The sequence below is a fragment of the Streptomyces sp. M2CJ-2 genome, from assembly GCF_016757295.1.
In the GTDB taxonomy this organism is placed as follows: Bacteria; Actinomycetota; Actinomycetes; order Streptomycetales; family Streptomycetaceae; genus Streptomyces.
Window position 1 is genome coordinate 65,901 of record NZ_JAESIF010000006.1, and the last position, 22,863, is coordinate 88,763.

Genomic DNA, 22,863 nt, shown 5'->3' on the forward strand with positions numbered 1-22,863 from the left:
ACATGGCCGGCCCCGGCCGTTGGCACCCCATCCAGGACAAGGCAGTATCACCCCCGTGGCCGATCTCATCACCCTCGAGGACCCCGACGACCCGCGCCTGCACGACTACACGGGCCTGACCGACGTGGAGTTGCGCCGCACCCGCGAACCCGCCGAGGGCCTGTTCATCGCCGAGGGCGAGAAGGTCATCAGACGCGCCAAGGACGCGGGCTACGAGATGCGTTCCATGCTGCTCTCGGCCAAGTGGGTCGACGTCATGCGCGACGTCATCGACGAACTCCCCGCGCCGGTCTACGCCGTGAGCCCAGAACTCGCCGAACAGGTCACCGGCTACCACGTGCACCGCGGCGCGCTCGCCTCCATGCAGCGCAAGCCACTGCCCACGGCGGCCGAACTCCTCCGCACCGCCCGCCGGGTGGTGATCATGGAGTCGGTCAACGACCACACCAACATCGGGGCCGTCTTCCGCTCGGCGGCGGCCCTCGGCATGGACGCCGTCCTGCTCTCCCCGGACTGCGCCGACCCGCTCTACCGCCGCAGCGTCAAGGTCTCCATGGGCGCGGTCTTCTCCGTCCCGTACGCCCGGCTGGACAACTGGCCCAAGGGCCTGGAAACGGTCCGCGAGGCGGGCTTCACACTCCTCGCCCTGACACCCGACGAGAAGGCCCGAAGCCTCGACGAGGCCGCCCCGCACCGGATGGAGCGGGTCGCCCTCATGCTGGGCGCGGAGGGCGACGGGCTGTCCACCCAGGCCCTGGTCGCGGCCGACGAATGGGTCCGCATCCCGATGTCCCACGGCGTCGACTCCCTCAACGTGGGCGCCGCGGCCGCGGTCGCCTTCTACGCGGTGGCGACGGGCCGACCGGTCCCGTGAGGGATGCCGAAGCACGAGCCGGGGACCGATCCGAAGACGGGGAACTCGGCGAGCGCGGATCCGGAACCCTGCCGGGTCAGCCGTCCCGGCCCGCCCTCGACACGTACCGCTCGGACACGAACTCGCCCCGCACCGGCCGGCTCCAGGGCCTGTCCGGCGGGTCATGCCGCGGACGCGGGCTCTGGCACGCACTCCCCCAAGCTCTTCGAGCAGGGGGGACCCCATGAGCGGGGGCACCCCCATCGCCCCCGCTCACCGGCGCTGATGAGGGCGTCGTCGCTTTCCTGCGACGTGATCCGCCGGACAGGCCCTAGCCGCTCCGCCCCTGCTCCTGCTGGGCCCGCACGCCGTTGCCGCCGCTGTTGCCGTCGTCACCGAGTCCGTGTGCCGAGCCCTGGCAGCCCTGGACCAGGGCGATGCCGACCGCGACGACCAGCGTCACCACGACGAACACGAACAGCCGCTGCCGGAGCAGCCGCGGATTGGCCGGCCGCAGCCCGCCACCCGCCGTCCGGGGCCCGGGACGACGGGAGCCGGTGCCCGACCGGGTCGGGTTCCGCGCCCCCGACGTGGACCGCGGGCCGGACCGGGACGGCGTACCACCACGCGAGGCGCCCCCGCGTGACGCGCCGCCCCCGCGCGCCGCGGGCACCCGCCGGTCGCCGCGCCGCGGCGACGGCCCGCTCCCGGCCGGAGCGGCACCGCGTCCGGCGGACGCCCCGGACGGCGGGGGAGTGGCCTGGCCCCCGGACGTGCCCTGCTGGCCCGGGGCCCGCCGCTGCACGCGGTCCGGATAGGTGCCGGACTGCCGCCCGGTCATCCGCTCCGGCTCCGCGCCACGGGGTGCGGGCGGACGGATGTCGGCGAATCCCTGGCTCTCCCGCGCGGCGATCTCCTTGAGCCGCAGCGACAACTGGAGGGTGCTGGGCCGCTCTTCGGGGTCCTTCGCCAGACAGGCGCGGACGAGCGGCGCCAACGCGTCCGGGACATCGTGCAGGTGAGCCTCCTCGTGCACGACGCGGTACAGCATCACCTCGGAACTGCCGTGCCCGAAGGGCGAGTCGCCCATCGACGCGTACGCGAGCGTGGCACCCAGCGAGAACACGTCCGTGGCCGGAGTGACGGCCGCGCCGCGCACCTGTTCCGGGGCGAGGAAGCCGGGGGAGCCGACCGCCGTACCGACGTGGGTGAGCGTCGAGGCGCCGGTGGCCCAGGCGATGCCGAAGTCGATGATCCGGGGCCCCTTCGGGGACAGCAGGATGTTGGACGGCTTCAGGTCCCGGTGCACCACCCCGGCCTCGTGCACGGCGACCAACCCCTCCGACAGGGCCGCGCCGACCGCGGCGACCTCGGCCGCGCCGAGCGGCCCCTCGTCGGCGACCCGGTCGTGCAGCGACGGGCCGGGCACGTACTGCGTGGCGAACCACGGCCGGTCCGCGTCCAGGTCGGCGGCCACCAGGCGGGCCGTGCACCCGCCGCGGATCCGGCGCGCGGCGGAGACCTCGCGGGCGAACCGCGAACGGAACTCCTGGTCCTCCGCCAGATCGGGCCGGATGACCTTCAGCGCCACCCGCTGCCCCTTCTTGTCGGAGCCCAGGTAGACGACGCCCATCCCGCCCGCACCGAGCCGTCGGTGAAGTCTGAAAGAGCCGACGACGCGCGGGTCCTCGCGCCTCAGGCGCATCATCGCCATGTTCATCCCCGCTGCCCGGTCCTGTGACGTGCCTCAGCTTACGTTTCCCCGGGCGCCCGTGCGCAGAGGCCGCGCCCTCTCGCGACGACGGATTGTCAGTGGTGGGTGGGAAACTCGAAGAGTGGTCGGGAAAGGCGCGAGCAGGCCGGGCCCGCGCCCGAGCATGATCCCAACCACTTGACGCCGAAGGGGGATTGATCAAGTGAAGGGTGATCGTGTGGAGATAGTCGTGGACGCGGGGGACACGACGCGGACGTACGAGGTGGTGGCGAGCAGGGCGGGCCGCAGGGTGGAGACAGCGGTGCGCCGGGGAGTGGTGGAGGTGAGTGAAGTCACGCGTACGGGATCGGTGGTGCGGACCGCCCGTTTCATGGCGAACCGCGTGCTCGCGCTGGTCGAGCAGCCGGTGCCGAGGGTGGACGACTCCGAGTAGGCGAAGGGACGGGCGGGGCGGCCCGGAGCGGCCGTCCCCTCGGGGATGTCCCTGACATGGAGGAGCCCGTCTCCACCCAGGGGAGTACACCGCAGGGCATGGCTCATCCTCCGGGAGGCCCGGTAATCGGTACGAGGGCATGACGTCCGGGCGGCGCCGGGCCCCTAGATTTGAAGTCGAGCGGCGGGTGCGGTACTCGTCCCCCGAGGTCGGACACCCGCCGCTGCCCAAGGCGCACAAAGGCACCTGAAGCAGCACGACAACAGAAACGGTCAGGAGAGGGGTCATGGCCCACACGGCACCGCGGACACTCGTCCGCACGCGGGTACAGCAGGCGGGCACCGCCGCGTTCCGCCCGCGCCGCGAGGGCCGTCGCCACCCCGTGGTGGCGACGCTCATGGCCCTGCCCCTGGCGGTCCTGCTCCTCCTCGTCTTCGACGGGTGGGAGACGGTGGCCACACAGGCGTCGTCCGTGGGCGAGATGCTGGGGCGCTGAGCGGCGACCCCAGGCCCGGAAGAGCGGTCCGGGCGGGGACATCCACCCATGAAACCCCGTGGGGACGGGGGTGCGGCGGACGGCACAAATGCCGGCGCAGCTGGGGAGCTGCGCCGGCACTTTTCTGCGCCCGTGCCGGCTCGCGCAGCTGCCGCCGCTCGTCGGTGCCTCGTCACTGCGGTGAGCCGTGTCTCTGCTTCTCTCTGCTTCCGCCCTCGCGCCACCGGGGCCGACGCCGGCCGCGCCCCCGCGTACCCTCTCCCCAGGCCGCATCCAGGGAGTCCCGTGACAGTCACCACCCTCCTTCCCGAACTCGCCGCCCGGGCCGAAGACATCGCCCACACCCGCACCCTCACCTGCCCCTGCGGGGCGGCCGGCACCCTGGCCGACCGCCCGGACGGCACCGTCGTCCGGCACGCGGACACCGTCGCGAAGGCCCATGCCCCGGACGCCGACGCCGGTGAGCTGACCCGGCGCCTCACCATTTCCGCCGGGCTCCCGGACGTCTTCCTGCCCTCGCTGGGACCGGCACCGGTCGACCTGCGCGGACGCCTCGTGACCTTCTGGCCGTACGGCAGTCCGGTCGACCCGGACGATCCCGACGCCGCCCCCTGGGAGGCCGTCGGCACCCTGCTCGCCCTGCTGCACCGCGCACCCGTGCCCGAGTCGGCGCCGAAGATGCGCGGTCCCCTCAAGGCGGCCCGTGCCGTCGCCGGGCTCCGCGCCGTCGGTGATCACCCGGCCGCGGCTCCCGTGCTGCGGGCCTGGGCGGCCCTGCCCGCCTGGGCGCGCGCCGAGGCCCCCATGCCGCAGCCGGCCGCCCTGTGCCACGGCGACCTCCACCTGGGCCAGCTGGTACGCCTGCCCGAGGGGCCCTGGCGGCTGATAGACATCGACGATCTGGGCGCGGGCGTCCCGGCCTGGGACCTCGCACGCCCCGCGGCCTGGTTCGCCTGCGGGCTGCTGTCGGGGGAGGAATGGACACGGTTCCTCGACGCCTACCGGGCCGCGGGCGGAACCGCGCTCGGCCCGGGGGACGACCCCTGGAGCGTCCTGGACGTCCCGGCCCGCGCCCTCACCGTGCAGACCGCCGCGCGAACGGTCACCAAGGCGGTGGCGGAGGGGCGGGACCTGGACGAGCTGGACCGTGCCGTGGTCGACGCCTGCCGGCGAATGGCCGCGATCCCGGGCCGGTTGACGCACAAGTCGACGAAGTAGGGTGCAACCGACCGCAGCCGGACAGAGTCTGTCCTGGCGAAACACGAAGCAGGGCCGACCGGCGAGGAGTTGACCGAACATGCAGTGTCCGAAGTGTCGTGCGCCGATGCACACCTACAACCGCAACGGTGTCCAGATCGAGCAGTGCAGCGGCTGTCGAGGCATCTTCCTCGACTACGGCGAACTCGAGTCGCTGACCCGGCTGGAAGCCCAGTGGTCCCAGTCCGCGCCGCCGCCCGCGCCGCCCGCAGCCCCGCAGGCGTACCCGGCGGCGCCACAGCCCGCCTGGGGCGCCCCGCACGGCGGTCACCACTACGGCCACCACCGGAACAAGGGCTTCGGGCGCATGCTGTTCTCGTCCTGATCACACCCAGAGGACGACGGAACCCCGGCCGCTCAGCGGCCGGGGTTCCGGGGTGGTGGACGATACTGGGATTGAACCAGTGACCTCTTCCGTGTCAGGGAAGCGCTCTCCCGCTGAGCTAATCGTCCTCGGGGCCACGATCGCTCCGAGGAGCGGATCATGGACGGTGCGTGCGCGATACTGGGATTGAACCAGTGACCTCTTCCGTGTCAGGGAAGCGCTCTCCCGCTGAGCTAATCGCGCGGAGGATCCGAAGATCCAGTGGACGATACTGGGATTGAACCAGTGACCTCTTCCGTGTCAGGGAAGCGCTCTCCCGCTGAGCTAATCGTCCATGGAGGTGGAGACGGGATTTGAACCCGTGTAGACGGCTTTGCAGGCCGTTGCCTCGCCTCTCGGCCACTCCACCAGGAGCGTGGGGGCCCGGGAGGCCCCCGTTCCTTCGAGCGGACGACGAGGTTCGAACTCGCGACCTCAACCTTGGCAAGGTTGCGCTCTACCAACTGAGCTACGTCCGCCTGTCGGTCCGGTCCGCTTCCGCGTCCCGGCGACGTGGTGAACTCTAGCGGATTCCGGGGCCAGTACAAAAACCCGTTTGTGCAGCGTGCTGCGTTGCGCCCGCCCACGGACACGGCCAGGCCACCTCGGCGTCCCCGCCATAGACTCGACGACGTGCTCGATCTCCCACCCCTCGCCCGTTTCGGCAGCCGCGTGGCCACCGGACTCCTCGACGTCACCGACGACCCCGCGGCACTGGATTCCCGTGGCTTCTGGGCCGTCTGCGCGGACTTCGAGGGCCGTCTGACCTGCGCACGCTTCCGGGACGTCCGCGAGCAGCCGGTGCCCGCGCCGGTGCCCGGCGACTGGCGGGGGCCCGCCGCCGGCGACTGGACGTCCTCCCTCGACCACGGGGCGTACGTGGCCGGCGTCCGGCGCATCCGCGAGCACATAGCCGCCGGCGAGGTGTACCAGGCCAACCTCTGCCGGGTGCTCTCCGCCCCCGTCCCGGCCGACGCCGACGTGGACGCCCTCACCGCCCTGCTGGCACGCGGCAACCCGGCCCCGTACGCGGGAACGATCCGCCTGCCCGGACACGGTGTGGAGATCGCCACCGCGTCACCCGAGCTCTTCCTGAGCCGCGCGGGGCGGACCGTCGAGTCCGGGCCGATCAAGGGCACCGGGCGGACCGAGGCCGACCTCCTGGACAAGGACCACGCCGAGAACGTGATGATCGTGGACCTCGTCCGCAACGACCTCGGACAGGTCTGCACCACCGGCAGCATCACGGTGCCCGACCTGTGCGCCGTCGAGAAGCATCCGGGGCTGGTGCACCTCGTGTCCACGGTGCAGGGCGAACTGCGGCCCGGGGCCGGCTGGCCCGACCTGTTCGCCGCCGCGTTCCCGCCCGGCTCCGTCACCGGCGCGCCCAAGTCGAGCGCCCTGCGGATCATCGGCGCCCTGGAACGGGCGCCCCGCGGTCCGTACTGCGGCGGCATCGGCTGGGTCGACGCCGACCGGGGCACCGCCGAGCTGGCGGTGGGCATCCGTACCTTCTGGATCGACCGGCGGGCGGACGGCGCCGCCGTGCTCCGGTTCGGCACCGGCGCCGGCATCACCTGGGGATCGGATCCGGAGAGGGAGTGGCGGGAGACCGAACTGAAGGCGTCCCGGCTGCTCGCGGTAGCGTCGGGCAGGTACGAGGTGAGTGAAGGGACCTAGAGGTGAAGATCTGGCTCGACGGCGGGCTGCAGGACACCGAGTCCGCCCGCGTCTCCGTCTTCGATCACGGACTGACCGTGGGCGACGGCATCTTCGAGACGGTGAAGGCCGTGAACGGCAGGCCGTTCGCGCTGACCCGGCATCTGGACCGGCTGGCCCGCTCGGCCCGCGGCCTGGGACTGCCCGAACCCGACGCCGACGAGGTCCGTCACGCCTGCGCGGCCGTCCTCGAGGCCAACCCGATGCCGCTCGGCCGGCTGCGCATCACCTACACCGGCGGCCGCGGCCCCCTCGGCTCCGACCGCGGCGAACACGGCCCGACGCTTCTCGTCGCCCTGGGCGACACCACCCGCCGCCCCGACTCCACCGCCGTGATCACCGTCCCCTGGACCCGCAACGAACGCGGCGCGCTCACCGGCCTGAAGACCACCTCCTACGCCGAGAACGTGGTCGCCCTCGCCCGCGCCCGTGAACAAGGTGCCTCCGAGGCGCTGTTCGGCAACACGGTCGGCCGGCTCTGCGAGGGCACGGGCTCGAACGTCTTCGTCGTCCTGGACGGCGAGATCCACACCCCGCCGGTCGCCTCCGGCTGCCTCGCGGGCATCACCCGGGCGCTGGCCGTCGAGTGGACCGGAGCCGCCGAGACCGATCTGCCGATGGACGTCCTCCAGCGGGCCGACGAGATCTTCCTCACCTCCACCCTGCGGGACGTGCAGGCCGTGCACCGTGTCGACGACCGTGAACTGCCGGGCGCGCCGGGCCCGGTGACCGCCAAGGCCATGCGGATCTTCGACGAGCACGCCACGGCCGAGCTCGATCCGTGAGCGCGCGGAAATTCGGCTGACCCGACGGGCCGCAGTGGGTAGAACACCGGTGATGACCACGACCCTGCGGCCGGCCGAGCCGCTCCAGCAGAATCCCGACGGCACGCGTTCCCGCCGCTACCAGGTGTGCGTGAACAGCCGTCCCGTCGGCCGCGTACGACTCGGCACCGAGCCCGTCTTCGGTGACGCCGTGGCCCGGATCATGAGCCTGCGGATCGAGGAGCCGGACCGCAGACGCGGCCGGGGCACGGTGGCGGCGCTCGCCGCCGAGGAGATCGCACGGAGCTGGGGCTGCCGCCGCATCGAGGCGAGCGTCCCCGCTGACCCCGGTGCCGACGCCGCCTTCCGCCTCGCCACGGCGCTCGGCTACGTCGTACGCAACTACGCCATGGCGAAGGTGCTGGGGCAGGGCGACACTCCGCCCGTCCTGCCGGAGGGCAGTCACGCACGGCCGATGACCGATGCCGAGTACGGCCCGTGGTCCGTCAAGAGCGAGGCGGACTACGCGCAGAGCTGGGCCGAGCGCGGCCTGCCGGAGGCCGAGGCGCGGGCCAAGGCGGCCGGGGACCGTGCCGCCCTGCTGCCCGACGGGCTCAGGACCGAGGGCATGCTCCTCAGCGTCCTCGAACACCGGGGCGCACCCGTGGGCACACTGTGGCTCGCGGTGCGCGGGGAGCGTGCGTTCGTGTTCGACCTCGAGGTCGGCGCCGCGCACCGCGGGCAGGGGCACGGGCGCTCCCTCATGAGGCTCGCCGAGGCCCAGGCGGTCGCCGCCGGGAAACGGGCCGTCGGACTGAACGTCTTCACGGGCAACACCCCGGCGGAGCGGCTCTACGCGTCACTCGGCTACCGGACGACGCGGTACGCGATGTACAAGCACCTGCTGTGACGGGGCCACGTGGCAGGTGGGGCCGGCTCGCGGAGGCCGAGCGGCCCCGGTCCACCCCTACTGCTCGGCCAGCAGCCGGTCCGTGATCTCCTCGATGCGCTCGCGCAGGCCCTCCTGGCTCTTGCCGCCGTCGAGGCGCTCGCCGCCGATGACGTAGGTCGGAGTGCCGGTCACCCCGATCGCCTTGCCCTCGGCCTGGTCCGCGTCCACGATCAGGATGTGCCGACCGTCGATCAGCGCGGTGTCGAACTCCTCGGCGTCCAGTCCGAGTTCCCGGGCGACCTGGACCAGGAAGGGTTCTCCCTCGCGGGCCAGCTCCTCGACCCGCCCCAGCACGGTCTCGACATACGCCCAGCCCTGCCCCTGCTCGACCGCCTCCTCGACGGCCTGCGCGGCGGCGAAAGCGTGCTTGTGCTTCTCCAGCGGGAAATGCCGCAGCCGCACTTCCAGACGGTCGCCGTAGCGGGCACGCAGGGCGCGGAGATCGTCGAGGGCACCGCGGCAGTCCGGGCACTGCAGCTCGCACCACACGTCGAGAACGGGAACGGCGACGCGGTCGGGGGAGGAGTCACTCATGGCCGACAGTCTCCCAGCCCCGCCCCACAGCACCCAATCGGACCTCGGACGATCGTCCGTACCGGCTCCGACGAGGGTGTACGGCGCACCGGCACCTGGGGAGGAGCCGACCCGGAGATGTCCCTGATCTGCGATCGGAACATGGCCCGACGGGGCCCGGAAGGTGCAGGATGGAAGGGCACGGAGTGCTTGTTGTCACGTGCCCGTCGCCACCGAACCGACCCTGCCTGGAGGACCGGATGATCGCCGAGACAGTCTGTGCCGCCGTCTCCGCGGCAGGCCTGGGCATCGCGCTGGTCACGGCGTGGCGCAAGCGCTTCCTCGCCGCGACCCGCATCGCCGCCTACTCCCTCGTTCCCATCGGCCTGGTGATGACAGGCGTCGTCGAGTGGTTGGCCGACACCGCCTTCAGCCCCACGGCCTGGGCCGGCTTCGGGCTGCTGGGCCTGGCCTGGGTGCTGTTCATGACCACACGAGCGGTGGAGCGCCGTCGCGGCGGTACACGCGAGGAGCGGAAGGGCCGCAAGGAGCGCCGCTCGGCCGAGGCGGCCGCTCAGCCCGGGGCGGTGGCCTCGAAGGCCTCGGCGCCCTCACTGGGCCAGGGCTCCCGCCCGGCGTCCCGGCCCGCGGCCGGGGGCGACGACGACTTCAGCGACATCGAGGCGATCCTCAAGAAGCACGGCATATGAAGGTGCCGCTCCGCAGGTGACGGGTGCGACGCGGGGGGCTGGGTCGGGGGACGGTTGAAACGTCACAGTCAGTCCCGGAGCGCCCGTAAACGATCGCGATTCGGGCTGTAGGCCACGGAATCGGTGAACTCGCGTTCACTCCCTGAGTGGTGATCGCGTCGGGCGCTTCCGATGCGTCATGATCGCCGCGAGATGCTGGACACGACACAGAGCGAGGCCGCGCCGCCGCAGGAAGAGCCGCGCGGATGCCTCTTCGCCCTTTCCCAGCCACCGCTGATGATCTTCCTTGCGGTGATCGGGTGTCTGCTGCTCACGGCTGCCCTGCACGACCTGCTGTGGCTGTGAGCCGTACCCGCGGTACCCGGCGCCACCCGTCGGGACCGCGTCGGCACGGTATCGATCTCCTCCCCGTCCCTACGCCGGGCCTGCCGGGTCCATCAGGCCCGCCCGTGTGCCGGGCCCGCCGCCCGTCCGGCCCGGGGAGCCCGGCGGTCAGTTCGCCGCCTCCTTGCGCCGCGCGCGATACGCGGCGACGTGCAGGCGGTTGCCGCAGGTACGGCTGTCGCAGTAGCGGCGCGAACGGTTGCGGGAAAGGTCGACGAAGGCGTGCCGGCAGTCCGGGGCCTCACAGCGCCGCAGCCGCTCCTGCTCACCGGCGACCACGAAGAAGGCCAGCGCCATTCCGCAGTCCGCGGCCAGGTGGTCGGTGATCGAGGCGCCGGGGGCGAAGTAGTGCACATGCCAGTCGTAGCCGTCGTGGTTCGTGAGCCGGGGCGTGGTGCCCGCGGCCGCGACCAGTTCGTTGATCAGTTTGGCGGCGGCGTGGGCGTCGGGAGCGGCGAAGACCGCCGCGAACCGCCCGCGGAGTCTGCGCACCGCCGACAGGTCGAACTCCGTGAGTACCCCGACCTCACTGACCTGATGCGAGTGCACGAAGCTCTCGAGCGCCGCGACGTCCGGCAGCCCGTCCGGTGCCGCGTCCTCCTCCGGTGCGGTGTTCACCAGATCCACCACGGTGTCCAGCGCGCACCGGGTGTCGTGGGTGATCAGCACGATTCGCTCCCTGGCCTGAGGGTCGGGCGGGCGCCCGTCGATGCTGGCCGATGGTAGTGGCTCCCGCGACCCCCGACCGCTGTTCGGCCCGCACATGGCTTCGAAACGCAACGAGGGAAACCCAGCCGGGACTCCCGATCACCCGCTCGGCCGGGACGTGAGCGCAACACACCGGCGCCGCCCGCGGTGCCCCGCGGCGTCGGCGCCGGTGTGTGCCGTCGCACGGCTGTCAGGGCCCGCGCCGTCTCCCCGAGTCGACGGCGCCGGGCGGTTCGGTGAACCCTCCCTAGCTTTCCGCCAGGATGTGTGAGAGCTCCTGATCGAGATCGAAGTGCCGGTGTTCCGTGCCGGGAGGCACGGCGGCGTCCGTGCGCTTCAGGAAGGACTCCAGAGCCCGTGCCGGGGCCTCGAGCAGGGCCTCCCCCTCCGGGGAGCTCAAGGCGATGCAGACGACGCCCTGACCATGACTGCGCGATGGCCAGACACGGACGTCGCCGGTGCCCGTGGGGCGGTGAAGTCCCTCGGCGAGGAGGTCGCGGGCGAAAACCCACTCGACGGTTTCCTCGGCTCCAGTGTGAAAAGTGGCGTGCACGGCGTAGGGGTCGGCCGTGTCGTACCGCAGGCCTGCGGGGACAGGCAGGGAGGACTCGCTCGACACAACGAGGCGCAGGTGCAGCTCGCAGCTGACCGTGGTGTTCATAAGCGCCAGGGCCTTTCGCTCAGTGTGCGCTCGGGGATTCGCACGTCGGCGAAATCGACATGCCACCTACGGTGCCGTTGTAAACCCCTCTGGGTGTTTTGCGTCGGTATACGTAACTCAACCGGCTGAGGGATTGTTCGCCCGGTGCGCCCGTTCCGGTGACCGGATCGGCTCCGGTAGTGTTTGGCGGTATGAACACGGGGAGTGACTCACCCGGCGAGGCGGCCATGACGGCGGATCGGGCGGGGACGGACGGGGCGGACCAGGTGAAGGACGAGCGCGCGCTGGGCTCGCGGGCGCCCGCGTTCGTCCAGGCGCGGCGCGCCCTGCACGTGAGCTGGCAGGTCGGCGTCTTCATCGTGGGGCTCGCGGTGGTGGCGGCCGGCGCCGCCATGCTGGTGCTGCCCGGGCCGGGGTGGGTGGTGATCTTCGCCGGCATGGCGATCTGGGCGACGGAGTTCGTCTGGGCCCAGCTGGTGCTCCGGTGGACCAAGCGCAAGGTCACCGAGGCGGCGCAGCGCGCCCTCGATCCACGGGTGCGGCGCCGGAACATCATCCTGACCTCGATCGGCTTGTTGATCGCGGCCGCGTTGACCGGGGCCTACCTGTGGAAGTTCGGCCTGGTGATGCCCTGGGAGATCGAGAACCAGTGAGTCGGGGCGGGGCGCGGCGACCGTTCCCCCACCCGTCACGGGCACTGGCTGACATGGGGTAATGTTCTTCCTGCGTCCGGGCGATTAGCTCAGTGGGAGAGCGCTTCGTTCACACCGAAGAGGTCACTGGTTCGAACCCAGTATCGCCCACCGGATCGCGGTACGGCCCGACTCGCAGACAGTGAGTCGGGCCGTACCGCGTTCGCGCACGGGGGCGGTGCGACCGTCCCGTTCGTGTCGTCTGCGGCGCCCTTCATTCAACCGTGACCTTCCGGGGCCCGTGTTCCGGTGGGCCCTCCGGCGTTCGGTCCGTCGGTCACGCCCGCGCAGACCTGGGCCTTTCCGCCCCCGCCCACGTGGGGAGCCGGGGGGCGTCGCCGGCCGCGCCCGATCGTCACGCCCGGCAATTCCTGTCCGAATCATTGACGCGTCCGTGGGCCCTTCGTACCTTGTGCCAGCAAGCGCTTACTTGAAACGATTCACGGGGCGGACTCGATGTCGCGGGGAGGCTCGTATGCAGCAGAGCGAGAACGGCGAAAATGGCGAGAACGCGGCGATGCGGGTCGGAAGGCGGGCTGGAGGGTGGGTCGGGAGGCGGGTGGTCCTCAAGGCGGCGGGCGCCTCGCTGACCGTCGCGGGACTGGGTGCCACCGCCACCGCCTGCGGTGGCGGCAGCAGCTCGGGAGGCGGGGCGGTGACGCTCCGTTACTCGTGGTGGGGTGCCGAGGACCGGGCCGAACGCATCAACAAGACCATCGCGCTTTTCGAGGAGAAGCACCCGAAGATGAAGATCGAGACCGACTTCCAGCCGTACACCGACTTCTGGAAGAAGTTCAACACGCAGGCCTCCGGGGGGAATCCACCGGACGTTTTCCAGAATGCCATCGGATTTCTGCGTAAATACGATGCAAAGAACGTTCTGCTCGACCTCAGCGGGCAGGTCGAGGCCGGCAACCTCTCCATGGACGGGTTCCGGGCGGGCCTGGAGAAGTTCGGTGAGATCGACGGCAAGCTCCTCGGCGTGCCCGTGGGTTCGAACTCGATGGCACTGGCCATCGACAAGCCCGTCTTCACCCGGGCCGGTGTCCAGCCCGAACAGGGCTGGACCTGGGACGACTTCGACGAGGCGATGGCGAAGATCCGTGACAGAACCGGACGGGCCGGGGACAGCGGCATGTACGGGGTCATGTACCTCTACGACCTGTATCTGCGGCAGAACGGCAAGGCGTTCTTCAGCGAGGACGGTCTGGGATTCACCGAGGCGGATCTCAGCCAGTGGTGGACCAAGGCCGAGAAGGGCGTCAAGTCCGGCCTGTTCGCCGACCCGAGGAAGGTCTCCCAGATCAAGCCCAAGGCGGCGCTCTCCGCCGAACTCGCCGGATCCGAGTTCACCTGGGACAACTTCACCGTGCGCTACACCTCCGAGGGCAAGAGCGAGTACGGTCTCGCGCCCATTCCGACCACGGACGGCAAGAGGACCGGCCAGTACCTCGGCTCCCTGATGTTGAGCGCGTCCAAGCGCACCCGGCACCCCGAGGAGGTCGCCCGGTTCATCAACTTCATGGTGCACGATCCCGAGGTTGCCAAGATCATGGGATACGACCGCGGTGTGCCCACCACGCAGGCACAGTACGACGCGTACCGGCCGACCGACCCGGTCAACAAGGCGATCGCCGCCTACGAGGAGTCCCTCGTCGACGCGGGCGTCCTGGAGCCCATCACCCCGCACCCGAACGGTGCCGACATCTGCGAGGCCGCGTTCCTGCGCATCGCGGAGGAACTGGGCCTGGGCAAGCGCTCCGTGGCGGACGCGGTCAAGCAGTTCCTCACCGAGTCGAAGACGGCTCTCGCCGGCTGATGGGAACCGCCGTGACACACGCCCCTGCGCCGGAGGCCCCGACCCGGGACTCCGAGCCGCGGCACGGTCCGGTGAAGTCCCCGCGCCCCGCCGCCCTGAAGCAGCGGGGCCGCCGGGAGAACCTGGCCGGCTACCTCTTCATGTCCCCCTGGATCGCCGGGTTCCTGTTGCTGACGGCAGGCCCGATGATCGCCTCCCTGTACTTCGCGTTCACCGACTACAACCTGTTCGACGCCCCCGGGGGATCGGCCTGGACAACTTCTCCGAGATGTTCGCCGACCCGCGCTGGCACCACTCGGTGCAGGTCACGCTCTGGTACGTGGCCGTCGGCACGCCGATCAAGCTGATCGCCGCGCTCGGGGTGGCGTTGCTGCTGGCCCAGAAGCGGCGCGGGCAGGCCTTCTACCGGGCCGCCTTCTACGCGCCGTCGCTGATCGGGGCGAGCGTCTCCGTCGCCATCGTGTGGAAGGCGATCTTCTCCGACGACGCGATCGTCGACCGCACGCAGAAGCTCTTCGGCATCGACGTCGGCGGCTGGACCGGTGACCCGGACCTGATCATCTACAGCCTGGTGGCGCTCACCGTCTGGCAGTTCGGCGCCCCCATGGTCATCTTCCTGGCCGGCCTGAAGCAGGTGCCGCGCGAGCTGTACGAGGCGGCCGACGTCGACGGGGCGGGCGGGCTGCGGCAGTTCTGGAACATCACCCTGCCGATTACCTCCCCGGTGCTCTTCTTCAACGTCCTGCTGGAGACCATTCACTCCTTCCAGATCTTCAGCTCGGCCTACATCGTCGGCGGCGGCGCCGGAGGCAACGCCTGCGGTCCGGCGGACGGCACGATGGTCTACACCTGTTATCTGTACGTCCAGGGCTTCGAGAACAGCCGGATGGGCCTGGCCTCCGCCATGGCGTGGATGCTGCTGGTCGCGGTCGCCCTGGTCACCGCGGTGCTGTTCTGGTCCCAGAAACGCTGGGTGCACTACGAGGAGGGCGGCCGATGAGCTCCCCCGGTCTCTCGACCTCGCTCGATCAGGGGGTGCCCCCCTCGACCGCCGACAGCACACCGGCCCGCTCCCCGCGGACGACGGCCTTCCGGCGCGGACTGCCCGGCTCACTGGCCTGGCACCTCGGGTCGCTGGCGATTCTCGCGGTGATCCTCTACCCGGTGATCTGGGTCATCGGCGGGTCGTTCAAGAAGAGCGAGGACATCGTCGGCGGCCTGGACCTCTTCCCGGGCGACCCGACCACCTCGAACTACACCAGCCTCGCCGACGGCATCGCGGACATCCTGATCTCCACGTTCTTCTTCAACTCGCTCTTCCTCGCGGTCGGTTCGGTGATCGGGATCGTGGTGTCCTGCTCGCTGACCGCCTACGCCTTCGCGAAGATCGGGTTCGCCGGCCGCAATCTGCTCTTCGCACTGATGATCGGCACGCTGCTGCTGCCGTACCACGTGCTGCTCATCCCGCAGTACGTGCTCTTCCGCAACATGGACATGATTAATACGTACACCCCGCTCCTGCTGGGGAAGTACCTGGCCACGGAGGCGTTCTTCGTCTTCCTGATGGTGCAGTTCATGCGCAACCTGCCCAGGGAACTCGACGAGGCGGCGCGCCTCGACGGCTGCGGGCACTTCCGCATCTACTGGTCGATCGTGCTCCCGCTGTGCCGTCCCGCGCTGATCACCAGTGCCATCTTCACCTTCATCAACGCCTGGAACGACTTCATGGGCCCGCTGATCTACCTCAACGAGCCCGGCAAGTACACGGTCTCCCTCGGCCTGAAGATGTTCGTCGACCAGGAGGCGCTGGCGAACTACGGCGGCATGATCGCCATGTCCCTCGTCGCGCTCCTGCCGGTACTGGCCTTCTTCCTGGCCTTCCAGCGTTACCTCATCGACGGCATGGCCACGTCCGGCCTGAAGGGCTGAGGTGAACCGAGCATGACTGAACCGATCATGGCCAAGGCGCGGGCCGAGGTCCTCCGTGAACGCGGCGAGTCGCTGTTCACCGGCCGGTTCGCCCTGTTCGCCGAGTGTCTGCTCACCGGAGTGTGGATCGCGCTGGCGTCACTGCCGCTCGTCACCTGGCCCGCCGCGTTCGCGGCCGGTGCGCGGCACCTCGGGCGCCGGCTCGCCCACGAGCGCGGCGGGCTGCGGGAGTTCGCGGCCGACTTCCGGTCGGCACTGCGCGGCGGGTGGCTCGTCGGACTCGCCGGATGGGCCGTCCTCGCCGTGGTGTGGGTGGACGTACGGGCCGTACGGGCCGGGCTGCCCGGTGGTGCGCTCGTGGCCGCCGTCGGAGTGTTCGCCCTGATCGCGGCGGTCGTCGCCGGGCTGCGCGCGGCGGCCGAGTGGCAACCCGGCGCCCCCTGGCGGTCGCTGCTAGCGCGGGCCGGTCGCCGCACCGTGCTCGACCCGGCCGGATCCTTCCTGATCGTCGGCGGGCTGGCCGTGGTGGTCTGCTCCGCCCGGCTCAGCGCGCCGCTCGCGCTCCCCGTCCTGGGAGCCGTCGCGGCGGCGGTCATAGCCACGGAAGAGCGCTACCGGCACCGCTGACGCGGCGGTGCCTTTCGTGCCGGGGCCGACACCCCGGCGTCGCGTCTCTGTTTGTCACGCCCTTGACATTGCGATGCGTCCGCACGGAAAGGAAAGGCCATGCCCCCCGTCCCCGCAGGTCCCTCCCGAAGGCAGCCGTTGTCGCAGGCGCCCGCGCCCGCCGTGTACCGCGCCCTGGAACGCGTCGAGGACTATCCCCGTTGGTGGCCGCAGGTGAAGGAGGCCACGCGGCTCGCCGACACCGCCGGCGGGGGCGCCGGGATCCTCCGGATCCGCTCCGTGCTGCCCTTCTCCCTGGTGGCGACCGTGCGGGAGACGAGGCGCCACCCCGCGGCCGGACTCCTGGAAGTCGCCCTGTCCGGGGACATCGACGGCTGGGCCCGCTGGACCGTCGTCCCCCAAGGCTCCGGCGGCACTCTCGCCCGCTACGCCCAGGAGGTCGACGTCCGTAAACCGCTGCTGCGCCGACTCGCCAGGCCGGGACGGCCCGTCTTCCGCGCGAACCACGCACTCATGATGCGGGCCGGGCGGCGCGGCCTGGCCGCCCACCTGCAAGCGGTTTGAACCAAGCGCGCCCGGACCTGTATTGTTCAGTCCGTTCCCGGGCGATTAGCTCAGTGGGAGAGCGCTTCGTTCACACCGAAGAGGTCACTGGTTCGAACCCAGTATCGCCCACCGGGAAAGCCGGTCCGCCGCAGGCGGACCGGCTTTTTGTGTGCCCCGACCCGTGTTCACGCGCTCCTGGCCGGGCCTCACGCGGCCGTCGGCAGGTCCGGACGCAGCGGCCAGGCCGGGTCCACCGCCTCCTGCGTGCCGGTACGGGCGAACCAGGAGGTCAGGCCCCGGGCCTGGCCCGCGTGCCACACCGCCTGCAACGTGTGGAGCTCGCCGGGGGACAGGCGCTCCAGCCGGGACGCGAAGCGGCGGCCCACCGCGCGGGTGACCTCCAGCGCCGCCGCCGCGCCCGCCTCCACGCCGGACGCGTCCTCCGACGGGACGCCGTAGAGCGCGCACAGGTCGGTGAGCGTGCGGCCGCCCTTGCGGTAGCGGTCCAGCTGCCTGTCGAGGACCTGCGGGTCCAGCACCAGCAGTGGCGTCCGCTCGAACCAGCGGCTCAGCGGCGCGGCCCGATGGCGGCGCAACTCCCGGTCCAGCAGGGTGAGATCGAACGGGGCGTTCATCACCACCAGCGGCCGGCCCACCCCCGCCTGTTCGGCCAACGCCTCCGCCACCTCGTACATCACCGGTGCCGGCCAGCGGCCGTTGCGCTGCAGATGCTCGTCCGTCAGCCCGTGTGCCTCCGTCGCCGCGGCCGGCACCGGCACCCCCGGGTTGACCAGCCAGCGGCTGACCCGCGGCCGGGTGCCCGGCGAGTCCTGGACGACGACGGCTGCCGACACGATCCGGTCGGTTTCGACGTCCACCCCTGTCGTCTCCGTGTCGAAGGCGGCCAGCGGCCCCTCGTACCAGCACCTCATACCCACCAACCCCTCGCGCACCATCGGCAGTTGACGCCCAGTCCGCTGCCCGCTCCGGTGATACCCGGTCGGTGCGCGCCGTACGCGGGCACCGACCGCTCCGTCGCCGCCCGTCGCCGCCCGTCGCCGCCCGGCTCCGTGCGGCCGTGGGCGCTCGCGGGATCCTGGCCGGATACGCGCCGATCACTCTCGGTGAGGGCCGGTGCCGCACCCGGTACGGGCCGGCGAGGCCGAGCAGGCCGGCCGCGAGGAATGATTTCGCACCCGACCGGTTCGGGTCGGTACGATCGCACCCGTGCGTGCGCTCAGGTATGGCGCCGCAGCCAAAGCCTTCAGTCAGGAGAGACCGGTGTCAGACGTCCGTGTGATCATCCAACGCGATTCCGAGCGGGACGAGCGCGTGGTGACGACGGGCACCACGGCCGCCGAGCTCTTCGCAGGCGAGCGCTCGATCATCGCGGCGCGGGTGGCCGGTGAGCTCAAGGACCTCGCCTACGAGGTCAAGGACGGCGAGACCGTCGAAGGCGTCGAGATCTCCTCCGAGGACGGCCTGAACATCCTGCGCCACTCCACCGCGCACGTCATGGCGCAGGCCGTACAGGAACTGTTCCCCGAGGCCAAGCTGGGCATCGGCCCGCCGGTCCGGGACGGCTTCTACTACGACTTCGACGTCGACAAGCCCTTCCACCCCGATGACCTCAAGGCCATCGAGAAGCGCATGCAGGAGATCCAGAAGCGCGGCCAGCGCTTCTCCCGCCGCGTGGTCACCGACGACGAGGCCCGCGAGGAGCTCGCCGACGAGCCGTACAAGCTGGAGCTGATCGGCCTCAAGGGTGCCGCGTCGCACGACGACGGCGCGGACGTCGAGGTCGGCGCCGGCGAGCTGACGATCTACGACAACCTGGACGCCAAGACCGGCGAGCTGTGCTGGCGGGATCTCTGCCGTGGCCCGCATCTGCCGACCACCCGGAACATCCCGGCGTTCAAGCTGATGCGCAACGCCTCGGCGTACTGGCGCGGCAGCGAGAAGAACAAGCAGCTCCAGCGGATCTACGGCACCGCCTGGCCGACCAAGGACGAGCTGAAGGCGCACCTGGAGTTCCTCGCCGAGGCCGAGAAGCGCGACCACCGCAAGCTGGGTTCCGAGCTCGACCTGTTCTCCATCCCCGAGCAGATCGGCTCCGGTCTCGCCGTCTTCCACCCCAAGGGCGGCATCATCCGCCGGGTCATGGAGGACTACTCGCGGCGCAGGCACGAGGAGGAGGGCTACGAGTTCGTCTACACCCCGCACGCGACGAAGGGGAAGCTCTTCGAGACCTCGGGTCACCTGGACTGGTACGCCGACGGCATGTACCCGCCCATGCAGCTCGACGAGGGCGTGGACTACTACCTCAAGCCCATGAACTGCCCGATGCACAACCTGATCTTCGACGCGCGCGGCCGGTCGTACCGTGAACTGCCCTTGAGGCTCTTTGAGTTCGGCACGGTCTACCGGTACGAGAAGTCGGGCGTCGTGCACGGTCTGACCCGCGCCCGCGGTTTCACCCAGGACGACGCGCACATCTACTGCACCCGCGAGCAGATGTCCGAGGAGCTCGACAAGACCCTCACCTTCGTCCTGAACCTGCTGCGCGACTACGGCCTGACCGACTTCTACCTGGAGCTGTCCACCAAGGACGAGACGAAGTTCGTCGGCACGGACGAGGCGTGGGAGGAGGCCACCGAGACCCTCCGCCAGGTCGCCGAGAAGCAGGGCCTGCCGCTGGTCCCGGACCCGGGCGGCGCCGCCTTCTACGGACCGAAGATCTCGGTGCAGGCCCGCGATGCCATCGGCCGCACCTGGCAGATGTCGACGATCCAGCTCGACTTCAACCTGCCGGAGCGCTTCGACCTGGAGTACACCGCCGCGGACGGCTCCAAGACCCGCCCGGTCATGATCCACCGCGCGCTGTTCGGTTCCATCGAGCGGTTCTTCGCGGTGCTCCTCGAGCACTACGCGGGCGCCTTCCCGGCATGGCTGGCGCCGGTGCAGGCGGTGGGTATCCCGGTGGGCGACGCGCACGTGGAGTACCTGGAGAAGTTCGCCGCCGACGCGAAGAAGCAGGGCCTGCGGGTCGAGGTGGACTCCTCCTCGGACCGCATGCAGAAGAAGATCCGCACGCAGCAGAAGCTCAAGGTCCCGTTCATGATCATCGTCGGCGACGACGACATGAACGCGGGCACGGTGTCGTTCCGCTACCGCGACGGTTCGCAGGAGAACGGCATTCCGCGTGACGAAGCGCTGGCGAAGCTCGTTGACGTGGTGGAGCGTCGCGTTCAGGTGTGACGTGGTCCCCGCCTGAGCGGGGATGGTCCCGACCTCTGCCGTGGTCCGCACCTGCCGACCACCTGCGCGGGGATCGGCCCCCGGGTGTTCCCCCGGGGGCCTTTGCCGCTCCCCCACGGCGACGCCATATGCTGCACGCATGACGAGTGAGCCGGAGCAGCAGTTGGGAGTGGGCACGCAGGACGCGTTCCAGCGTCTGTGGACGCCCCACCGGATGGCCTACATCCAGGGCGAGAACAAGCCGAGCGGCCCGGGTGCCGACGACGGCTGTCCCTTCTGCTCCATCCCGGCCAAGTCCGACGAGGACGGGCTGATCATCAAGCGCGGCGAGCTGGTCTACGCCGTGCTCAACCTGTACCCCTACACGGGCGGTCACCTGATGACGGTGCCGTACCGCCACGTCGCCGACTACACGGACCTCACGGCGGGGGAGACGGCGGAGCTCGCCGAGCTCACCAAGCAGGCGATGAGTGCCCTGCGCAGTGCCTCCGGCGCCCACGGCTTCAACATCGGGATGAACCAGGGCACCGTGGCCGGCGCGGGCATCGCCGCCCACCTGCACCAGCACGTCGTGCCCCGCTGGGGCGGCGACACCAATTTCATGCCGGTCGTCGGCCACACGAAGGTGCTGCCGCAACTGCTGGGCGACACCCGCAAGATGCTCGCGGAAGCCTGGCCGACGGACTGATCCGCGGCGGACGCCCGCACCGGCGGACGCGTACGTCTCCGACCGCACCGCCGGAGACCTACGCGTCGTACACGTCGGCCTTCTTGGGCACCGCTTCCTGGATGACTCCGCTCAGGCCCGCCGAGCGGGCACCGAACTTCTCCGTGTCCACGCCGTTCTCCTTCAGCACCTTGATCGCCGCCGAGTGCACCGCCCGCAGGACCGGTGTGGCGGCGCGCAGCGCGTCGTCGGCCATGAAACGGTGCCGCCACGGCTTGTCGGCCCAGGCGTGCCGCAGGCCGAAGGGCTCGGGCAGCGAGAGTTTTCCGCCCAGCCAGTACAGCAGCGGCGGGTACCAGGTCAGCGGCGCCCGGGCGGCCAGGCGCACCACCTCGTCCGCGTCGACCAGGGGGAGCTTCACCGTCCGGGTCTCCCAGAACCTGACCGACTTCTGGACCGTCTTCTCCTTGGCCGCCGGCTTGGTCGTGAACAGGGAGTGCACCGGCCCCAGAGCATGCCCGGTGACCTCGATGCGCAGCGTCTCGTGCAGCACCGTCACCGTGATCAGCATGGTGAGGACCAACTGGCCGTCCCACAGCGTCCACTGCACGCCCAGGTAGTGCCGGTCGCCCGCGCCGAACTGCTGGTTGTTGCAGATCTCCTGTATGGCGTGCTGCTTGACCTGGTACGCCTCGACGTCGGTGCCCTCGGGCCGGGACACCCCGTCCGCGTTCTCCCCGATCGGGGTGACGATCCAGTGCCGTACCGACGGCTTGGTGAAGCCGCCGGTGTGCAGCGGACCGCGCTCCAGCATGCGCAGCCGGTCGTGGATGGCCTTGATCACGTCCCAGCTGCGGAACGGGTTGATCTCCCGGTCCGGGTCGATCGGTACGAGCTCCTCGGCGAGCTGCCAGCTGCCCCAGCGCGTGCCCATGCCCAGTATCCCCTTGGGGCCGGCGTAGAACACGGAGTTGGACTGCTGTTCGGCGCTGAGCCGGGCCAGCGACTGACGCAACTGCTCGGCGGCCGTCTCACCGGGGCTGCTCGGCACCGCTTCGGGCACCTTGGCACCCACGCTGCCGCCGGAGAGCAGGCTGCTCCAGCGCTCCCTGAGGTCCCGCGCCGTGCGCTCGCAGATCCGCTTGGCCCAGAACCAGCCCACCACCGGGGCGACGACCGACGCGCGCGCGTACCAGCCCCAGAACCCGTCGAAGGGCATCCGGAGCAGGAAGATCACCGCGAGGACGCCCACCGCGACCAGGAGCGTGGTGGCGAGCGCGCCGGCCCGTTTGTCCTCGCGTCTGGCGATGGTGGTGCGGATCTGGAATACCAGCAGCCACACCAGCAGTCCGGGCAGGAACAGCAGGCCGCACAGCACCATCACGGCACTCAGCCAGTTGTCCCGCTCCCGCCGGATGCGGTGCGCCGCGAGGCTGTGCTCCACCACCACCTGGGGGTGGGCGCCGAAGGACTGGATGAGTGGTGCCCGCCCGGAGCCCAGCATCCGGTCGATGATCGCCCGGGAGAACGCCTCGCCCAGGTTCGGCCGGAACAGCGCGATCCTGGGCTTGTCCACGGACGACTTGTGCCACTCGTTGTTGGCCTTGAGTATCTCCTCGGCCTCGTTGTCCCGGTAGGCCGCCGAGGCCAGTGCGAACGTCGGAGTCTGTCCCTCGTCACCGGTGCGTGGCACCTGCGGACCGAAGAACTCCGCGTAACCGCCCTCAACGGTCATTCCCGCCCCCGATCGCCGCGACTGTCGTCTTGCGGCCTTCCCGACTTCCTTGCTGCGCACAC

23 protein-coding genes, 7 tRNA genes and 1 pseudogene are annotated in these 22,863 nt (G+C 70.7%); 20 read left to right on the forward strand and 11 right to left on the reverse strand.

The annotated features are described in order from the left end of the window. The first annotated feature begins 55 nt into the window (after positions 1-55). Positions 56-874 carry an RNA methyltransferase gene (locus tag JL475_RS07970; RefSeq protein WP_202276730.1) on the forward strand — a complete coding sequence of 273 codons (819 nt, stop codon included), beginning with the start codon at positions 56-58 and terminating at the stop codon, positions 872-874. Between the two features lie 310 nt (positions 875-1,184). On the opposite strand, the gene JL475_RS07975 is transcribed toward JL475_RS07970, so the two are convergent. Continuing rightward, entirely contained in the window at positions 1,185-2,573 is a 1,389-nt protein-coding gene (locus tag JL475_RS07975) for a serine/threonine-protein kinase (RefSeq protein WP_202276731.1), read from the reverse strand. Between the two features lie 196 nt (positions 2,574-2,769). On the opposite strand from JL475_RS07975, the gene JL475_RS07980 reads away from it, so the two are divergent. From JL475_RS07980 to JL475_RS07995, 4 genes are all read left to right on the forward strand, one after another. Next, positions 2,770-3,000 (forward strand): hypothetical protein, encoded by a 231-nt coding sequence (locus tag JL475_RS07980; RefSeq protein ID WP_202276732.1) that lies wholly within the window; start codon positions 2,770-2,772, stop codon positions 2,998-3,000. A gap of 286 nt (positions 3,001-3,286) precedes the next feature. After that, on the forward strand, positions 3,287-3,496 hold the full coding sequence (locus JL475_RS07985; protein ID WP_109379504.1) for a hypothetical protein: 210 nt from the start codon (positions 3,287-3,289) through the stop codon (positions 3,494-3,496). Between the two features lie 285 nt (positions 3,497-3,781). Next, positions 3,782-4,714, forward strand: a complete 933-nt coding sequence (locus tag JL475_RS07990; protein WP_202276733.1) for an aminoglycoside phosphotransferase family protein — start codon at positions 3,782-3,784, stop codon at positions 4,712-4,714. A gap of 79 nt (positions 4,715-4,793) precedes the next feature. Continuing rightward, positions 4,794-5,078: a zf-TFIIB domain-containing protein gene (locus JL475_RS07995; protein WP_202276734.1), complete on the forward strand. Its 285-nt coding sequence runs from the start codon at positions 4,794-4,796 to the stop codon at positions 5,076-5,078. A gap of 53 nt (positions 5,079-5,131) precedes the next feature. Here JL475_RS07995 and JL475_RS08000 read toward each other — a convergent pair. From JL475_RS08000 to JL475_RS08020, 5 genes are all read right to left on the reverse strand, one after another. Then, a tRNA-Val gene (locus JL475_RS08000) sits at positions 5,132-5,206 on the reverse strand. 43 nt (positions 5,207-5,249) lie between these two features. Beyond that, positions 5,250-5,321 (reverse strand) — tRNA-Val (locus JL475_RS08005). 19 nt (positions 5,322-5,340) lie between these two features. Further along, a tRNA-Val gene (locus JL475_RS08010) sits at positions 5,341-5,412 on the reverse strand. 1 nt (position 5,413) lies between these two features. After that, a tRNA-Cys gene (locus JL475_RS08015) sits at positions 5,414-5,487 on the reverse strand. Between the two features lie 36 nt (positions 5,488-5,523). After that, positions 5,524-5,596 (reverse strand) — tRNA-Gly (locus JL475_RS08020). 154 nt (positions 5,597-5,750) lie between these two features. Here JL475_RS08020 and JL475_RS08025 point away from each other — a divergent pair. From JL475_RS08025 to JL475_RS08035, 3 genes are read left to right on the forward strand one after another with little or no spacing between them, the layout of a single operon-like run. Then, positions 5,751-6,797, forward strand: a complete 1,047-nt coding sequence (locus JL475_RS08025; RefSeq protein WP_202276735.1) for a chorismate-binding protein — start codon at positions 5,751-5,753, stop codon at positions 6,795-6,797. A 2-nt stretch (positions 6,798-6,799) separates the two neighbouring features. Then, positions 6,800-7,621 carry an aminotransferase class IV gene (locus JL475_RS08030; protein ID WP_202276736.1) on the forward strand — a complete coding sequence of 274 codons (822 nt, stop codon included), beginning with the start codon at positions 6,800-6,802 and terminating at the stop codon, positions 7,619-7,621. Between the two features lie 52 nt (positions 7,622-7,673). Further along, positions 7,674-8,510 carry a GNAT family N-acetyltransferase gene (locus JL475_RS08035; RefSeq protein ID WP_202276737.1) on the forward strand — a complete coding sequence of 279 codons (837 nt, stop codon included), beginning with the start codon at positions 7,674-7,676 and terminating at the stop codon, positions 8,508-8,510. Between the two features lie 57 nt (positions 8,511-8,567). Here the strand turns inward: JL475_RS08035 and JL475_RS08040 are convergent, their stop codons facing one another. Then, positions 8,568-9,086: a DsbA family protein gene (locus JL475_RS08040; protein WP_202276738.1), complete on the reverse strand. Its 519-nt coding sequence runs from the start codon at positions 9,084-9,086 to the stop codon at positions 8,568-8,570. A gap of 239 nt (positions 9,087-9,325) precedes the next feature. Between JL475_RS08040 and JL475_RS08045 the strand changes: the two genes are divergently transcribed. Both JL475_RS08045 and JL475_RS08050 read left to right on the forward strand, forming a co-directional pair. Beyond that, positions 9,326-9,775, forward strand: a complete 450-nt coding sequence (locus tag JL475_RS08045; protein WP_202276739.1) for a hypothetical protein — start codon at positions 9,326-9,328, stop codon at positions 9,773-9,775. 192 nt (positions 9,776-9,967) lie between these two features. Next, a complete protein-coding gene (locus tag JL475_RS08050; RefSeq protein ID WP_181383571.1) occupies positions 9,968-10,120 on the forward strand; it encodes a hypothetical protein in 153 nt (50 codons plus the stop codon). Positions 10,121-10,267: 147 nt separating this feature from the next. Here JL475_RS08050 and JL475_RS08055 read toward each other — a convergent pair whose 3' ends face one another. Together JL475_RS08055 and JL475_RS08060 are read right to left on the reverse strand one after the other, a co-directional pair. Next, positions 10,268-10,828 (reverse strand): CGNR zinc finger domain-containing protein, encoded by a 561-nt coding sequence (locus tag JL475_RS08055; RefSeq protein ID WP_202276740.1) that lies wholly within the window; start codon positions 10,826-10,828, stop codon positions 10,268-10,270. A gap of 286 nt (positions 10,829-11,114) precedes the next feature. Then, positions 11,115-11,528 carry an SsgA family sporulation/cell division regulator gene (locus JL475_RS08060; RefSeq protein ID WP_004002642.1) on the reverse strand — a complete coding sequence of 138 codons (414 nt, stop codon included), beginning with the start codon at positions 11,526-11,528 and terminating at the stop codon, positions 11,115-11,117. Positions 11,529-11,719: 191 nt separating this feature from the next. Between JL475_RS08060 and JL475_RS08065 the strand changes: the two genes are divergently transcribed. The 8 genes and pseudogenes from JL475_RS08065 (at position 11,720) to JL475_RS08100 (ending at position 17,270) form a co-directional block, all read left to right on the forward strand. Next, positions 11,720-12,181, forward strand: a complete 462-nt coding sequence (locus JL475_RS08065; protein ID WP_202276741.1) for a TIGR02611 family protein — start codon at positions 11,720-11,722, stop codon at positions 12,179-12,181. A gap of 78 nt (positions 12,182-12,259) precedes the next feature. Next, positions 12,260-12,331, forward strand: a tRNA-Val gene (locus JL475_RS08070). A gap of 406 nt (positions 12,332-12,737) precedes the next feature. Beyond that, positions 12,738-14,039 carry an ABC transporter substrate-binding protein gene (locus JL475_RS08075; RefSeq protein WP_202276845.1) on the forward strand — a complete coding sequence of 434 codons (1,302 nt, stop codon included), beginning with the start codon at positions 12,738-12,740 and terminating at the stop codon, positions 14,037-14,039. Then, a pseudogene (locus JL475_RS08080) lies at positions 14,039-15,039 on the forward strand (carbohydrate ABC transporter permease). The gene JL475_RS08075 and the pseudogene JL475_RS08080 overlap by 1 nt, the downstream one beginning before the upstream one ends. Continuing rightward, on the forward strand, positions 15,036-15,968 hold the full coding sequence (locus JL475_RS08085; protein ID WP_202276742.1) for a carbohydrate ABC transporter permease: 933 nt from the start codon (positions 15,036-15,038) through the stop codon (positions 15,966-15,968). Before JL475_RS08080 ends, JL475_RS08085 begins: the two are co-directional and overlap by 4 nt. A gap of 27 nt (positions 15,969-15,995) precedes the next feature. Then, positions 15,996-16,595: a hypothetical protein gene (locus JL475_RS08090; RefSeq protein WP_202276846.1), complete on the forward strand. Its 600-nt coding sequence runs from the start codon at positions 15,996-15,998 to the stop codon at positions 16,593-16,595. A gap of 99 nt (positions 16,596-16,694) precedes the next feature. Further along, positions 16,695-17,159, forward strand: coding sequence for an SRPBCC family protein (locus JL475_RS08095; protein WP_202276743.1), 465 nt, complete (start codon positions 16,695-16,697; stop codon positions 17,157-17,159). A gap of 39 nt (positions 17,160-17,198) precedes the next feature. Then, positions 17,199-17,270: transfer RNA gene (locus JL475_RS08100), tRNA-Val, on the forward strand. 77 nt (positions 17,271-17,347) lie between these two features. Here JL475_RS08100 and JL475_RS08105 read toward each other — a convergent pair. Further along, positions 17,348-18,073 carry a 3'-5' exonuclease gene (locus tag JL475_RS08105; protein WP_202276744.1) on the reverse strand — a complete coding sequence of 242 codons (726 nt, stop codon included), beginning with the start codon at positions 18,071-18,073 and terminating at the stop codon, positions 17,348-17,350. Between the two features lie 349 nt (positions 18,074-18,422). Between JL475_RS08105 and thrS the strand changes: the two genes are divergently transcribed. Together thrS and JL475_RS08115 are read left to right on the forward strand one after the other, a co-directional pair. Next, positions 18,423-20,399: a threonine--tRNA ligase gene (gene thrS / locus JL475_RS08110; RefSeq protein ID WP_202276745.1), complete on the forward strand. Its 1,977-nt coding sequence runs from the start codon at positions 18,423-18,425 to the stop codon at positions 20,397-20,399. Positions 20,400-20,538: 139 nt separating this feature from the next. Continuing rightward, the gene (locus tag JL475_RS08115) at positions 20,539-21,087 is read left to right on the forward strand and encodes an HIT domain-containing protein (protein ID WP_202276746.1); all 549 of its coding nucleotides are present in this window, start codon (positions 20,539-20,541) and stop codon (positions 21,085-21,087) included. Between the two features lie 58 nt (positions 21,088-21,145). On the opposite strand, the gene JL475_RS08120 is transcribed toward JL475_RS08115, so the two are convergent. Continuing rightward, positions 21,146-22,801 (reverse strand): hypothetical protein, encoded by a 1,656-nt coding sequence (locus JL475_RS08120; RefSeq protein ID WP_202276747.1) that lies wholly within the window; start codon positions 22,799-22,801, stop codon positions 21,146-21,148. Positions 22,802-22,863 lie beyond the last annotated feature (62 nt).

Bases quoted from the DNA above. Each gene is read 5' to 3' on its own strand.
- JL475_RS07985 (WP_109379504.1), top strand. From the start codon at position 3,287: ATGGCCCACACGGCACCGCGGACACTCGTCCGCACGCGGGTACAGCAG.
- JL475_RS08085 (WP_202276742.1), top strand. From the start codon at position 15,036: ATGAGCTCCCCCGGTCTCTCGACCTCGCTCGATCAGGGGGTGCCCCCC.
- JL475_RS07995 (WP_202276734.1), top strand. From the start codon at position 4,794: ATGCAGTGTCCGAAGTGTCGTGCGCCGATGCACACCTACAACCGCAAC.
- JL475_RS08045 (WP_202276739.1), top strand. From the start codon at position 9,326: ATGATCGCCGAGACAGTCTGTGCCGCCGTCTCCGCGGCAGGCCTGGGC.
- JL475_RS08105 (WP_202276744.1), bottom strand. From the start codon at position 18,073: ATGAGGTGCTGGTACGAGGGGCCGCTGGCCGCCTTCGACACGGAGACG.
- JL475_RS08065 (WP_202276741.1), top strand. From the start codon at position 11,720: ATGAACACGGGGAGTGACTCACCCGGCGAGGCGGCCATGACGGCGGAT.
- JL475_RS08060 (WP_004002642.1), bottom strand. From the start codon at position 11,528: ATGAACACCACGGTCAGCTGCGAGCTGCACCTGCGCCTCGTTGTGTCG.
- JL475_RS08040 (WP_202276738.1), bottom strand. From the start codon at position 9,086: ATGAGTGACTCCTCCCCCGACCGCGTCGCCGTTCCCGTTCTCGACGTG.
- JL475_RS08090 (WP_202276846.1), top strand. From the start codon at position 15,996: ATGGCCAAGGCGCGGGCCGAGGTCCTCCGTGAACGCGGCGAGTCGCTG.
- JL475_RS08035 (WP_202276737.1), top strand. From the start codon at position 7,674: ATGACCACGACCCTGCGGCCGGCCGAGCCGCTCCAGCAGAATCCCGAC.
- JL475_RS08050 (WP_181383571.1), top strand. From the start codon at position 9,968: ATGCTGGACACGACACAGAGCGAGGCCGCGCCGCCGCAGGAAGAGCCG.
- JL475_RS07975 (WP_202276731.1), bottom strand. From the start codon at position 2,573: ATGAACATGGCGATGATGCGCCTGAGGCGCGAGGACCCGCGCGTCGTC.
- JL475_RS08120 (WP_202276747.1), bottom strand. From the start codon at position 22,801: ATGACCGTTGAGGGCGGTTACGCGGAGTTCTTCGGTCCGCAGGTGCCA.
- JL475_RS08075 (WP_202276845.1), top strand. From the start codon at position 12,738: ATGCGGGTCGGAAGGCGGGCTGGAGGGTGGGTCGGGAGGCGGGTGGTC.
- JL475_RS08095 (WP_202276743.1), top strand. From the start codon at position 16,695: ATGCCCCCCGTCCCCGCAGGTCCCTCCCGAAGGCAGCCGTTGTCGCAG.
- JL475_RS08115 (WP_202276746.1), top strand. From the start codon at position 20,539: ATGACGAGTGAGCCGGAGCAGCAGTTGGGAGTGGGCACGCAGGACGCG.